Below are 11,947 nucleotides of genomic sequence, written 5' to 3'. Positions count from 1 at the left end.
GAAGAAGCCCCGACGAGTCGGGGCTTCGGGTCGGGTGGCCGTGCCGAAGTGGCTTACTCGGCCGGCGTCACGCTCACGATGTGCTTGTTGAGCGCGCCCTTGGTGCTGAAGCTGACGTGGCCGTCAACCAGGGCGAACAGCGTGTGGTCCTTGCCGACGCCGACATTGACGCCGGGGTGGACACGGGTTCCGCGCTGACGAACGATGATCGAGCCTGCGCTGATCAGTTCACCGCCAAACGCCTTCACGCCGAGCATCTTGGGCTTGGAATCGCGCCCGTTTCGCGTTGAGCCGCCGCCTTTTTTCTGTGCCATGGTGTCTGCTCCTTATCAGGCCGAGATCGCACCGATTTGCAGTTCGGTGAACTGCTGGCGATGGCCTTGACGTTTCTGATAGTGCTTACGGCGACGCATCTTGAAGATGCGCACCTTGTCGTGCTTGCCGTGCGAGACGACCGTTGCCGTCACGGTGGCGCCAGACACCAGGGGCGTGCCGACCTTGATTTCGCTGCCGATACCGACAGCCAGAACCTGATCGATCACGATTTCCTGGCCGACGTCCGCAGTAATCTGTTCTACCTTGATCTTTTCGCCGGAAGCAACGCGATACTGCTTGCCGCCGGTTTTTATGACCGCGTACATATTCAACCTCTTGGAATGCGTGGTGAGTGCGTTGCGACAAGCTGACAAGCCAGCCAGCGCGCCACACCCGGGCTACGAACTCCGCAAAACCCAAGCCGCTCGGTGCTGCCTTGCGAATCAGCTCCAGAGGGTGACACCTCCGAACCCGTCGAATTGGCGAGCTGCGGCTCAAACAATTTTGCGAAGCCAAATATTCTAGCACGGACAGGCCAATTGTGCGCTCATCCTGGCACCCCCGACAGCCACGCAATCGGGACTTGTTCCGGCGGCTCCCTATAATTCCAGGTTCGACTCCGGCCGAGCGATCAGTCCCATCAGCCGCGAGCCCGCTCATCCTGTTGTCCTGCGATCGGCCCACTTCTCTTGTCAGCATCTGCCGCCCACAACACCGCGTCCGTGCTCGGCCTCATTGCCGGCGACATGGACGAAGTTGATCGAGTCATCGCGCAACGTCTGTCCACCGGCGTGCCACTGGTGGCTGAGGTTTCCCGCTACATCATCTCCGCCGGCGGCAAGCGACTGCGTCCGGCGCTCCTGCTGCTCATGAGCCGTGCGCTCGGTTACCAAGGGAACCAGCACCATAACTTGGCTGCCGTGATCGAGTTCATCCACACGGCGACCTTGCTGCATGACGATGTGGTCGATGAATCGACGCTGCGCCGCGGCCGGCCCACTGCCAACGAGTCCTTTGGCAATCCGGCCAGCGTACTCGTCGGCGATTTCCTCTACTCAAGAGCGTTCCAGATGATGCTGGATGCGCACGATGTTCGTGTGATGGAGATCCTGGCTGACGCCACCAACGTGATCGCCGAGGGTGAAGTCCTGCAGTTGATGAACATGCACGACCCCAGCCTCGATGAAGAAGGCTATCTGCGGGTGATTCGATCCAAGACTGCCAAACTGTTCGAAGCCAGTACTCGACTGGCCGCGGTGCTGGCCAAGGCCTCGCCCGAAACCGAACAAGCGTGCGCCACCTATGGCCAAGCTCTGGGCACGGCATTCCAGGTGATCGATGACGTGCTCGACTATGCCGGCGATGCGCACGAGACTGGCAAGAACCTGGGCGACGACCTGCGCGAAGGCAAGACAACGCTGCCGCTGATTCTGGCCATGCAGCGCGGCAGTCCGGCAGAGCGCGATCTGATCAAGAGTGCAATCGAAGCCGGTGACAGCTCGCAACTCCAAAAGATCGTGGCGATCGTGAAAGAGACCGGCGCCTTGGACGCAACACGCCGAGCGGCTGCAGCTGAGGCGCAACGCGCCATTGAAGCATTGAACGGGTTTCCGGCCAATGAACACGCTGAAGGTTTGCTACAATTAGCGGCTCAGCTGACTGAGCGACGCGCCTGACGCAGCATATGCAAAAGGATCACGCGCAAAGTTCAATGCGACACATCGGGGTGTAGCTTAGCCTGGTAGAGCGCTACGTTCGGGACGTAGAGGCCGGAGGTTCGAATCCTCTCACCCCGACCAGATTCCAAGCCCAAAAAGAAATCCCAGGACCGCGAGGTGCCTGGGATTTTTGCGTATTCGTCGATCGAGCGCCCTGGCTCGATCCGTGGGCGAAGCATTTACAAACGAATTCGCCCGACACGCGCGCGAGGGTGCCACGTTGGCAGCGCCCTCGCCTTCATGCGTCAGCGGCTGGGCTTGAAGGCGCGTCCGCGTTGCTGCGTCGCCTCCCTTGCAGGGCCGCCCGGGCGTGCAGCTGGTGCGCCCGCGTGGCGGCGCGGCGCATCACCCCAACCGGTCTTGCGGCCATACCCACCGCCAGCGTCGCGCTCGCGCGAAGCGAAGCCACCTTCGTGGTGACGACCACCGAAATGGCCTTCTCCGCGAGCACCGAAACCACCTTCCGGACGGCCCCCTGCAAAGCCACCCTCGGAACGACCGCCGAAGCCACCTTCGCGACGACCGCCGAAACCGCCGCCATTGCCCCCATTGCCGCCACCAAAACCGCCGCGACTGCCGTTGCCACCACGACCGTGTGACGGACGGCTATCACGGCTATCGCGTCCGCCGCCACGAGGACCGCCGAAGGCGGGTTGCGGCGGGCGTTGACGCGGCTCGAGGCCTGCGATCACGGAAGGTTGGAACCGCTGGCGCGTATAGCCTTCGATGTCGAAGATGCGGCGACGATCGCGGAACTCGGCGAACGTGATCGCCAGACCGTCGCGGCCCGCGCGGCCGGTGCGGCCGATACGGTGCGTGTAATCCTCCGCCTTCATCGGCAGGCCGAAGTTGAAGACGTGGGTGATCGTGGGCACGTCGATGCCGCGTGCCGCCACATCGGTGGCAACCAGGATCTGCACTTCACCTTGCCGCAGAGCGCGCAGGCGACGGTTGCGCAGGCCCTGGCTCAGGGCGCCATGCAAGGCGACAGCCGAGAAGCCGGCTTGCTGCAGGTCGTTCGCGAGTTCGTCACATTCGACCTGCGTGCTGGCGAAAACGATCGCCTGGTCGATGGTGGTGTCACGCAGCCAGTGGTCGAGCAACTGGCGCTTGTGGCCTGGGTTGTCTGCCCAATACAAAGATTGCGTGATGTTGGTGTGCTGCTCCTGCGGCGAGTCGATCTGCAGTCGCTGCGGCTCGCGCATGACCCGTGCGGCCAGTTGCTGGATGCGCGGCGCGAAGGTGGCGCTGAACATCATCGTTTGGCGGCGAGCAACGGTGAGCTGGTTGATCTCGGCCAGGTCGTCCGAGAAGCCCAGATCGAGCATGCGATCGGCCTCGTCGACGACGAGGAACTGCACTTGATCAAGGCGGATCTGGCCCGAGCGCTGCAAGTCGAGCAGACGGCCCGGGGTTGCCACCACCAGGTTGGCGCCTTGCAGGCGGGCGATCTGCAGTTGATAGGGCATGCCGCCGACGACGTTGGCGATGCGCAGGCCACGGCAGCGGCGCACGAGCTCAATGGCGTCCTGGGCCACCTGCTGGGCCAATTCGCGGGTCGGGCACAGCACAAGCGCACCGGGTTCGGCCGGACGGAAATTGCGCGGGTCGGCCGGATTGCGGCGACGCGGACGCTTGGGCGCCACTTCGCCACGCTCGGCGGCCTCGGCTGCCAGACGTTGTTGTTCGGCGCGGCGGTCGGCTTCGGCCTTGGCTTCCTGTTCCAGCAGCGTGTGCAGGACAGGCAGCAGGAATGCCGCTGTCTTGCCGCTGCCAGTGCGGCTCGAAACCATGAGATCGACGAAGCGGTCATCGCCGCTGCCCATAGCCAAGGGAATGGCGCGGGCCTGGACTTCGGTGGGCTTCAGAAAGCCCAGATCGGTCGTTGCGGCAACCAGTTCTGGGGCCAGGCCCAAACGCACGAAGCCGTTCTCGGCGGGCGCTTCAGCGGTTTCGGCGACGGCACTGGGCGCGGCAACCTGCTCGGAAAAAGAAGAAGAGGAATCGGATTGGGCAGGCGCGAGCGCGCCCTGCACCGTGTCAAAGGTGTCGGTCATGAGAATGCCTTGGCGAGCCGCTCGAATGCGGCGCGCTGGATGGTTCAGGAATACATCCTCCATCCAACGACGTTCAGCGCGAGAGCGCTGCGGGCCAATTCAACATGTACTCGACATGCACTTGCAGGCTGAGCATGAAAGATCATGCGTCGCAACCGACAAAGACGGGGCCCAGTGAAAGAAGGGAGATGCGCGAAAAACTAATCTTGGCCGTTGTCACTCCCGGCCAAGCTCTCGATTATGGCATGTACCGCCTAACTTGTCACGCAAACTTTTCAAGCGGGTTTTCCCGAGGGGCAGCGTCCATCGACCGTGCACCCCTTCGTTTCACCGTAGGAAATGCTCTCGGTAGTGCTCAAGTTCGTCCAGCGATTCATGAACATCCGCGAGGGCGGTGTGCGCCTGCTGCTTCTTGAAAGCCGCATAGACCTCTGGCTTCCAGCGCCGTGCCAGTTCCTTGAGGGTGCTGACGTCCAGGTTGCGGTAGTGGAAGAAGGCTTCCAGCTTGGGCATGTACTTGACCAGGAAGCGCCGGTCTTGCCCGATGGTATTGCCGCACATGGGCGATGCACCCTTGGGCACATAGCGAGACAGGAATTCAATGAGTTGCTTCTCCGCCGAGGCTTCGTCCGTCGTCGAAGCCTTGACCTTGTCGATGAGCCCGCTGCGTCCGTGGGTGCCCTTGTTCCAAGCGTCCATGCCATTGAGCACCGAGTCATCCTGGTGGATCACCAGCACCGGACCTTCGATACGGGGCGTCAGTTTGGGGCCGGTGACGACCACGGCGATTTCGAGCAGTCGCTCCTTATCGGGGTCGAGCCCGCTCATCTCGCAGTCCAGCCAGACCAGGTTCTGATCGCTCTTGGTCAACGTGGCTGGGATGTCAGGCGTGCTTGCGTCAGTGGTCGCGGCGGTGGTCGGGTCAAAGGATTCGGGCATCAGGCGATTGTCGTCGATGGCCTAAACTGCGCCCCGCATGTCCCCCTCGATCGCTCTGACCTACCTGTTCGCGGCCGCGCTGGTCGCCGGCCTCCTTCTCAAGTTCTGGCTGGCCAGTCGCCAGGTGAGGCACGTCGCCCGTCATCGCGACGCCGTGCCAGCAGCTTTCGCGCAAACGATTTCGCTCGCCGCGCATCAGAAGGCAGCCGCCTACACCCTAGCTCGCAGCCGCTTCGGGCTGGTCGAAATGAGCTGGTCCGCTGCGGTTTTGCTTGGCTGGACGCTGCTTGGCGGCCTCGACTTGCTCAACCAGGCATTGCGGGCATGGCTAGGCACCGGCATGTGGCAACAGCTGGCATTGCTGGCCGCGTTTTCCGTCATCGGCGGCCTGCTCGAACTGCCATTCTCCCTGTGGCAGACGTTCAAGCTCGAAGCCAAGTTCGGCTTCAACAACATGACGCTCAAACTTTGGCTCGTCGACGGCCTGAAGGGCATCGTGCTGGGCGCGCTGATCGGCCTGCCGCTGGCCGCGCTGATCCTGTGGCTGATGGAGGCCGCCGGCCAAGCCTGGTGGTTGTGGGCGTGGGCAGTATGGGTGGGATTCAACCTGCTGTTGATGCTGATCTACCCGACCTTCATTGCGCCGCTGTTCAACAAATTCCAGCCGCTCGAGGATGTCGAACTCAAAACCCGGGTAACTTCGCTCATGGACCGATGCGGCTTCGCCGCCAAGGGCTTGTTCGTGATGGACGGAAGTCGTCGCAGCGCGCACGCCAATGCCTACTTCACCGGTTTTGGGGCCAGCAAGCGCGTGGTGTTCTATGACACGCTGCTGCGCCAGCTGAGTCCCGGCGAGGTCGAAGCCGTCCTGGCGCACGAGTTGGGGCACTTCAAGCACCGGCATGTGGTCAAACGCATGGCCACGATGTTCGCGATCAGCCTTGCAGGTTTTGCCTTGTTGGGCTGGCTGACCACACGCGTCTGGTTCTACACGGGCCTGGGAGTGCAGCCGAACATGGACGCTCCCAACAGCGCTCTCGCGTTGCTTCTGTTCATGCTGGCGGTGCCCGTGTTTGGCGTTTTCCTGTCGCCGCTTGCAGCGATGCTGTCACGCCGGCACGAGTTTGAAGCCGATGCCTATGCCGTCGCGCAGACCAGCGGCAGCGACCTCTCCGCGGCCCTCATCAAACTCTACAAGGACAATGCGTCGACGCTCACGCCCGACCCGGTCTTCGTGAAGTTCTACTATTCGCATCCTCCCGCCTCCGAACGCCTGGCGCGCATGGCCCCGGGCTGATCCGCAAACTCGACTCAGGCTCATCATGACCAGCATGTTCCAACCCAAGGTCTGGCAAGGCCAGACGCGACGCGCCCTCACTGCCACCGAAACCGTTTCCGCATTGGCCAAGCTCAATGGCTGGACGCTGTCTGGCGACGGCGCGGCCGTGGCCATCGAGAAAACCTTCAACTTCGCCAACTACTTCGAGACCATCGCATTCGTGAATGCGGTGGCCATGGTGGCGCATGTGCAGGACCATCATCCAGACTTGTCCGTTCACTACAACCGCTGCGTCGTTCGCTTCAACACGCACGACGTCGGTGGAATCTCCTCGACCGACATCGAATGCGCGGCGCGGGTAGACGCCGTGTTGGCCGCGTGAGCCCTTTGCCTGGCAATTCCTGATGGCACGCCGCACGCCTGAATCGATCAAGGCGGCCGACGATGCGCTGCGTCCCGGTCTTGTGGTGGCCAGCCACGGCAGACATTGCCTGATCGAAACGCCCGAAGGCGAGCGACGCATTTGCCATCCACGCGGCAAGAAGAGCCAGTGCGTGGTTGGCGACCGTGTGTTGTGGCAGCCCAGCGAGGACGAAGGCACCGTCGAGCGCGTGCAATCGCGCCGCAACCTCTTCTATCGGCGCGACGAGATTCGGACCAAGTCGTTCGCGGCCAACCTGGATCAGGTACTGATCCTGGTCGCGGCCGAACCGGAGTTTTCGGAGCACCAGCTTGCGCGCGCACTCATCTCGGCGCGTGCCGAAGGCATCACACCCCTGATCGCGTTGAACAAGAGCGATCTGGTCGTGCCTTTCGAGCGCGCCTGGGCACGCCTGGCGCCATACCGCCGCATGCACCATGGCGTGTTGCCGTTGTCGCTCACGTCATCTGGTGAAGCCGATGCTCTAGCGCTTGACAAACACTTGGCCGGCAAGACCACTCTGGTGCTCGGCCCGTCCGGCGCGGGTAAGAGCACGCTGATCAACCTGCTCGTTCCAGGCGCAGACGTCCTGACCGGCGAGATTTCACAAGCCCTCAACTCCGGACGGCACACGACCACCAGCACGACCTGGTACTGGGTGAACCGCAATGCAGGCACTGCTCTGATCGATTCGCCGGGTTTTCAGGAGTTCGGCTTGCATCACATCGAGCCCACTCAGTTGGCCACGCTCATGCCCGATATTGCCGAGCACGCGGGCGAATGCCGCTTCTACAACTGCACCCATTTGCATGAGCCGGGCTGCCAGGTCATCGCGCAGGTGGCCACCGAAGACCACGACGGATCGATCGCGGCGTCGCGCTACAAGATCTATCGCGAGTTGTTCGAAGAGTTGGAGCAAGCACCTCGCTTCTGAACTAGGTGGCCAGCACCTTGCGCAAGGCCTCCTGCAGCCGCGTGCATTGGTCGCGCGTGCCAACCGTGATGCGCAGGAACTGGTCGATACGCGGCTCGGCAAAGTGCCGCACGAGCACCGCTTGCTGGCGCAGGCGCGCCGCCAGGTCGGCGGCGTCGCGCCCGCGATGCCGCGCGAACAAGAAGTTGGCCTGCGAAGGAAGCACCTCGAAGCCTAAGTCCTCCAGCGCCAGCGTCAGACCCTCGCGGGTATCGATCACTGCCTGACGTGTTTTTTCGAACCACGCCTCGTCACTGATGGCCGCCTTGGCCCCAGCCTGCGCCAGTCGATCCAGCGGGTACGAATTGAAGCTGTTCTTCACGCGCGCCAAGGCGGCAATCAGATGCGGCTGCGACAGGACGAAACCCACGCGCAGGCCCGCCAAGGAACGCGATTTGGACAGCGTCTGCACCACGAGCAGATTCGGATATTTGTCGATCAGCGCAATGGCGCTCTCGCCTCCGAAATCCACGTAGGCCTCGTCCACGAGCACGACTCGTTGGGGGCACGCTTCGAGCAGGCGTTCGATGTCGGACAAGGGCAGGCCGCAGCCAGTCGGCGCGTTCGGATTGGCCAGCACGATGCCCGCGCAGTCTTGCGCCGCACGCGATTCGAATGCCGAAAGGTCGATCCGAAGGCCTGCGTCGACCGGCACGAGATCCACCTCGATCCCGAACAGCCGCCCGTAGACGCGATAGAAGGTGTAGCTCACGTCAGGCATCAAGAGCGGCGCAGCCTGCTGAAAGAACGCATAGAACGCCAGCGCCAGCACCTCGTCGGAGCCATTGCCGACAAAGACATGCTCGGGCGTCAGGCCGGCCCTTGCCGCGATGGCTCGACGCAGATCGGTGGATTCGGGATCCGGATACAACGCCAGGCCGTGATCCTTGGCCGCGTCGTGGATGGCCGTGATCACCGCTGGGGAAGGTGGATACGGGTTCTCATTGGTATTGAGCTTGACCAGGCCTTCGATGCGGGGCTGCTCGCCGGGCACGTAAGGCTTGAGCGCATTGACGCGGGGGCTCAGCAGGGCCTGCGGGTCGAACCGGGTCATCAGCCCAACAGCCGAGCCAGCGTGAGCAACGCAAGGAGCACCAGCCACATCACGACCGAACGCCACACCAGCCCGACCACACTGCGAAGATGAGCCGGTTCCGGCTCCCGGCCCGGAGTACTGCCACTTTCCGGCGGCAGCCCACCCATGAGCGAATCGCCCGCCTGCGCACTCTGAAGCGAATCGACGACCAACTGGCTGCGAAGTTCCCCCCCGCCCAGGCGCACGCCGAGCGCGCCTGAGGTTGCGGCCAGGATCACACCGTCATTGCCCACCGGGAATCGCTCGGCATCATTGCGCCAGCAATCGATGGCGTCCTCGAAGCTGCCAACCACCGCGAAGCCCACTGCGGTAAATCGGGCTGGAAGCCAATCGACAATCTCCCAAGCGCGATCTGCGGCTTCCTTGACATGCGAGCTGGCCGGCTGCGTCGTGCGTGCATCCTTGTGAGCCCAGTAACGCGCCACGAACTCACTCATCCTGTAGAAGACCGCGCCCGCCGGGCCCAGTCCGACAGCCGCGAGGATGGAAAACCAAGCCAGCACGCCGAAGACATGCCGATGCGCCGCAATCACCGAATGCTCGATGACGTGGCGAACGATCTCGCTGCGCGGGAGATTGCGAGCGTCGATGTGGCGCCAATGCGCCAGCAACGAGCGAGCTAGCGGCTCGTCGCCTTCTTCGAGCGCGTCGCGAATGCCGGTGAAATGGTGGCTGAACTGGCGAAATCCCAGCGTGACATACAGAAGTGCAATGTTCCACAGCACGGCAAAAGGAACACCCAGCGTGGCGATCAGCGCCCAGTGCACACCCAGCGCCAGGAGCGTGGGCACCATGACTGCCAGAGTCCAGGCCACCCACCCATGCTGGGGCTTTCCGGCGTCGAAATTGCGGCTGACCCATCGCGTCCATCCCAGCACGCCCTCATAGACCGGGTTGTGATAACCCAGTGGGCGAACCTGCTCGATCAGCAGTGCGCACAGGATGGCGAAGAAGCTCATCCCCGGATGATAGCGACACTCAATCGCGCGGTGCCAGGGCCCACGCCCCCTTGCGGCTTAAGTCCCAACGGCGTCAGGCAATGAGAAAGCGATAGAAGTTTCGAAGCATCGCGGCTGTCGCGCCCCAGACGAAACGCTCCTGATCGGCATCCTGATAAGGCATTGAAAACCATTGCCGCGCGTTCAGCCCCTCCCCGACCATCGCGTGACGCCGGTGGTTTGCGGGGTTCATCAGAAAATCCAGAGGCACTTCGAACGCATCCGCCACTTCGTCAGGATTAAGTTCCAGTTCAAATCCAGGGCGCACCAGAGCGACGACAGGCGTGACGACGAAGGCGGTGATGGTGGTGTAGACCGGCAACACCCCGAGGACCTCGATGAACTCGGGAAGCAACCCGACCTCCTCCAACGCTTCGCGCTTGGCAGCCATGACGATGTCGGCGTCTTCCGGATCGACGCGGCCGCCAGGAAAAGCGACCTGGCCCGAATGCGAGCGCATCCGCGTCGAGCGCTCGGTCAAGAGCAAGGTTGGACGCTCACGCTGCACGATGGGCAACAGCACGGCGGCCTGCGCCGGCTCCCGATCGACGAGACGCGGATCGCGCCGGATCTCGGGTGTCCAGGCTGGAGGGTTGGCAAAGCGTCGACGTAGTGCGTCGGCCGTGAGTCGTTCCGAAGCGACCGCCGGAAGATCGCTGTCGACCCGAATCACCGGGACGGTGCGGGGGTCGAAGATGGGAATGGATACCGCGTTGATCTGCTCCGGGCTGGCGGGCAACTCGTCGGGGGCTTTTTCGGATGCTGGCACGCGATTCAGGATGAGAAGTTCGTCGGGAGGAATGGCAAGCAAACGGCATCGTCGCCCAAAAAGCAAAAAGCCGCCCAAGGGCGGCTTCTTTCGTCAGGAAACGACGTGGCGAGGAATGATCACTTCGCGACGGCGTTGGCCTTGCCGGGCAGCTTTTCCTTGATGCGCGCCGAGCGACCGCTGCGTTCACGCAGGTAGTACAGCTTGGCGCGACGCACGTCGCCGCGACGCTTGACTTCGATGCCAGCGATCAGCGGGCTGTAGGTCTGGAAGGTACGCTCCACACCTTCGCCGCTGGAGATCTTGCGCACTGTGAAGCCGCTGTTCAGGCCACGGTTACGCTTGGCGATCACGACGCCTTCGTAAGCCTGGACGCGCTTGCGGGTGCCTTCGACAACGTTGACGCTGACGATGACGGTATCGCCGGGGCCGAAATCGGGGATCTTCTTGCCCAGGCGGGCGATTTCCTCTTGCTCGAGGGTCTGGATGAGGTTCATGGGTTTCTACCTTCGATCTTGTCCGCGCTGCACTAAAGGCGACTTTGTTGCGTCAGGGCTATGCCCAGTACGCGCGTCGCGGCCGGCCAGAGGATCGGGAAACCACGCATTATAGCTTTTTCTTGAGTGCGGTTTCATCAGCTGGGCTCAGGCGGCCAGCGGAACGTGCCGCCTGCACCAGTTCCGGCCGCCTCTTCGCTGTCGCCTGAAGGCGCTGATCGCGCCGCCACCGTTCGATCTGGGCATGGTTGCCAGACATCAACGGCGTAGGCACGTCGAGACCGCGCCAGTGTTCAGGCCGCGTGTAGTGGGGGCAGTCCAGCAGACCATCGAGGGCCGGATTGAAGCTGTCCTGCACATGGCTTTCGGCGTCGCCGAGCACACCGGGCTGAAGTCGCGCCACGGCATCCAGCAGCGCCATTGCCGCGACTTCCCCCCCCGAAAGAACGAAGTCGCCCAGACTCAGCTGGTGCGTGACCCGCGCATCTACGAAGCGTTGGTCTATGCCTTCGTAGCGGCCACAGACCAACACGGCCCCGGCGCTCCCAGACCATTTTTCAACGACTTCATGGCGAATCAACTCGCCTTGAGGCGAAAACAGGATCACAGGCGCATCCGGCTCGCCGCGTGCCGCCAGCGCCGCATCCAGGCAGGCCGACATCGGCTCGGCCATCATGACCATGCCCGGCCCGCCACCAAAGGGCCGGTCGTCGACGCGACGGTAGTTGCCGTCGGCGAAATCGCGTGGATTCCAGAGCGCGACCTCGACCTGCCCCGATTCATACGCGCGTCGCGTCACGCCGCTCGAAAGAAAGGGCGCAAACAGTTCCGGGAAAAGGGTGAGGATGTCGAAGCGCATGGTGCAGGGCCGGCGGCGGGCACCAG

At 63.0% G+C, this 11,947-nt stretch carries 13 protein-coding genes and 1 tRNA gene; 5 read left to right on the top strand and 9 right to left on the bottom strand.

The genetic code is table 11. The features are described from left to right. Nucleotides 1–53: 53 nt before the first annotated feature. Together rpmA and rplU are read right to left on the bottom strand one after the other, a co-directional pair. The gene (rpmA, locus tag QTH91_RS04180) at nucleotides 54–314 is read right to left on the bottom strand and encodes a 50S ribosomal protein L27 (protein ID WP_286658763.1); all 261 of its coding nucleotides are present in this window, start codon (nucleotides 312–314) and stop codon (nucleotides 54–56) included. Between the two features lie 15 nt (nucleotides 315–329). After that, nucleotides 330–641, bottom strand: a complete 312-nt coding sequence (gene rplU / locus QTH91_RS04175) for a 50S ribosomal protein L21 (RefSeq protein ID WP_286658762.1) — start codon at nucleotides 639–641, stop codon at nucleotides 330–332. A 420-nt stretch (nucleotides 642–1,061) separates the two neighbouring features. Between rplU and QTH91_RS04170 the strand changes: the two genes are divergently transcribed. Together QTH91_RS04170 and QTH91_RS04165 are read left to right on the top strand one after the other, a co-directional pair. Then, on the top strand, nucleotides 1,062–1,991 hold the full coding sequence (locus QTH91_RS04170) for a polyprenyl synthetase family protein (protein ID WP_286659607.1): 930 nt from the start codon (nucleotides 1,062–1,064) through the stop codon (nucleotides 1,989–1,991). 46 nt (nucleotides 1,992–2,037) lie between these two features. Continuing rightward, a tRNA-Pro gene (locus QTH91_RS04165) sits at nucleotides 2,038–2,114 on the top strand. Between the two features lie 164 nt (nucleotides 2,115–2,278). On the opposite strand, the gene QTH91_RS04160 is transcribed toward QTH91_RS04165, so the two are convergent. Together QTH91_RS04160 and orn are read right to left on the bottom strand one after the other, a co-directional pair. Further along, a complete protein-coding gene (locus tag QTH91_RS04160; RefSeq protein ID WP_286658761.1) occupies nucleotides 2,279–4,090 on the bottom strand; it encodes a DEAD/DEAH box helicase in 1,812 nt (603 codons plus the stop codon). A gap of 327 nt (nucleotides 4,091–4,417) precedes the next feature. Beyond that, nucleotides 4,418–5,029: an oligoribonuclease gene (orn, locus tag QTH91_RS04155; protein ID WP_286658760.1), complete on the bottom strand. Its 612-nt coding sequence runs from the start codon at nucleotides 5,027–5,029 to the stop codon at nucleotides 4,418–4,420. A gap of 37 nt (nucleotides 5,030–5,066) precedes the next feature. On the opposite strand from orn, the gene QTH91_RS04150 reads away from it, so the two are divergent. Genes QTH91_RS04150 through rsgA form a run of 3 tightly spaced genes read left to right on the top strand, consistent with a single transcriptional unit; the run spans nucleotide 5,067 to nucleotide 7,663 of the window. Further along, entirely contained in the window at nucleotides 5,067–6,326 is a 1,260-nt protein-coding gene (locus QTH91_RS04150) for a M48 family metallopeptidase (protein WP_286658759.1), read from the top strand. Nucleotides 6,327–6,351: 25 nt separating this feature from the next. Further along, entirely contained in the window at nucleotides 6,352–6,690 is a 339-nt protein-coding gene (locus QTH91_RS04145) for a 4a-hydroxytetrahydrobiopterin dehydratase (RefSeq protein WP_286658758.1), read from the top strand. Nucleotides 6,691–6,712: 22 nt separating this feature from the next. Further along, nucleotides 6,713–7,663 carry a ribosome small subunit-dependent GTPase A gene (rsgA, locus tag QTH91_RS04140; RefSeq protein WP_286658757.1) on the top strand — a complete coding sequence of 317 codons (951 nt, stop codon included), beginning with the start codon at nucleotides 6,713–6,715 and terminating at the stop codon, nucleotides 7,661–7,663. A 1-nt stretch (nucleotide 7,664) separates the two neighbouring features. Here rsgA and hisC read toward each other — a convergent pair whose 3' ends face one another. The 5 genes from hisC to trmD all read right to left on the bottom strand — a co-directional run bounded on the left by hisC (nucleotide 7,665) and on the right by trmD (nucleotide 11,921). Then, nucleotides 7,665–8,756: a histidinol-phosphate transaminase gene (gene hisC / locus QTH91_RS04135; protein WP_286658756.1), complete on the bottom strand. Its 1,092-nt coding sequence runs from the start codon at nucleotides 8,754–8,756 to the stop codon at nucleotides 7,665–7,667. Further along, entirely contained in the window at nucleotides 8,756–9,757 is a 1,002-nt protein-coding gene (locus tag QTH91_RS04130; RefSeq protein WP_286658755.1) for a CobD/CbiB family protein, read from the bottom strand. Before QTH91_RS04130 ends, hisC begins: the two co-directional genes overlap by 1 nt. 73 nt (nucleotides 9,758–9,830) lie before the next feature. Beyond that, nucleotides 9,831–10,535, bottom strand: coding sequence for a CoA pyrophosphatase (locus QTH91_RS04125; RefSeq protein ID WP_286659606.1), 705 nt, complete (start codon nucleotides 10,533–10,535; stop codon nucleotides 9,831–9,833). A 149-nt stretch (nucleotides 10,536–10,684) separates the two neighbouring features. Continuing rightward, nucleotides 10,685–11,062: a 50S ribosomal protein L19 gene (gene rplS / locus QTH91_RS04120; protein ID WP_286658754.1), complete on the bottom strand. Its 378-nt coding sequence runs from the start codon at nucleotides 11,060–11,062 to the stop codon at nucleotides 10,685–10,687. Between the two features lie 109 nt (nucleotides 11,063–11,171). After that, on the bottom strand, nucleotides 11,172–11,921 hold the full coding sequence (gene trmD / locus QTH91_RS04115) for a tRNA (guanosine(37)-N1)-methyltransferase TrmD (RefSeq protein ID WP_286658753.1): 750 nt from the start codon (nucleotides 11,919–11,921) through the stop codon (nucleotides 11,172–11,174). Nucleotides 11,922–11,947 lie beyond the last annotated feature (26 nt).

Origin of the sequence: Variovorax dokdonensis (genome assembly GCF_030316895.1) — a bacterium.
Taxonomy (GTDB): Bacteria; Pseudomonadota; Gammaproteobacteria; order Burkholderiales; family Burkholderiaceae_C; genus Variovorax; species Variovorax dokdonensis.
The sequence above is the reverse complement of the archived record's forward strand: the minus strand, read 5'-3'. Positions and strand labels throughout refer to the sequence as shown.

Excerpts from the sequence above, each read along its gene's own strand:
- QTH91_RS04160 (WP_286658761.1), bottom strand. The coding sequence starts at position 4,090 with ATGACCGACACCTTTGACACGGTGCAGGGCGCGCTCGCGCCTGCCCAA.
- QTH91_RS04145 (WP_286658758.1), top strand. The coding sequence starts at position 6,352 with ATGACCAGCATGTTCCAACCCAAGGTCTGGCAAGGCCAGACGCGACGC.
- rplU (WP_286658762.1), bottom strand. The coding sequence starts at position 641 with ATGTACGCGGTCATAAAAACCGGCGGCAAGCAGTATCGCGTTGCTTCC.
- QTH91_RS04150 (WP_286658759.1), top strand. The coding sequence starts at position 5,067 with ATGTCCCCCTCGATCGCTCTGACCTACCTGTTCGCGGCCGCGCTGGTC.
- orn (WP_286658760.1), bottom strand. The coding sequence starts at position 5,029 with ATGCCCGAATCCTTTGACCCGACCACCGCCGCGACCACTGACGCAAGC.
- trmD (WP_286658753.1), bottom strand. The coding sequence starts at position 11,921 with ATGCGCTTCGACATCCTCACCCTTTTCCCGGAACTGTTTGCGCCCTTT.
- QTH91_RS04130 (WP_286658755.1), bottom strand. The coding sequence starts at position 9,757 with ATGAGCTTCTTCGCCATCCTGTGCGCACTGCTGATCGAGCAGGTTCGC.
- rpmA (WP_286658763.1), bottom strand. The coding sequence starts at position 314 with ATGGCACAGAAAAAAGGCGGCGGCTCAACGCGAAACGGGCGCGATTCC.
- rsgA (WP_286658757.1), top strand. The coding sequence starts at position 6,713 with ATGGCACGCCGCACGCCTGAATCGATCAAGGCGGCCGACGATGCGCTG.
- hisC (WP_286658756.1), bottom strand. The coding sequence starts at position 8,756 with ATGACCCGGTTCGACCCGCAGGCCCTGCTGAGCCCCCGCGTCAATGCG.
- rplS (WP_286658754.1), bottom strand. The coding sequence starts at position 11,062 with ATGAACCTCATCCAGACCCTCGAGCAAGAGGAAATCGCCCGCCTGGGC.
- QTH91_RS04170 (WP_286659607.1), top strand. The coding sequence starts at position 1,062 with ATGGACGAAGTTGATCGAGTCATCGCGCAACGTCTGTCCACCGGCGTG.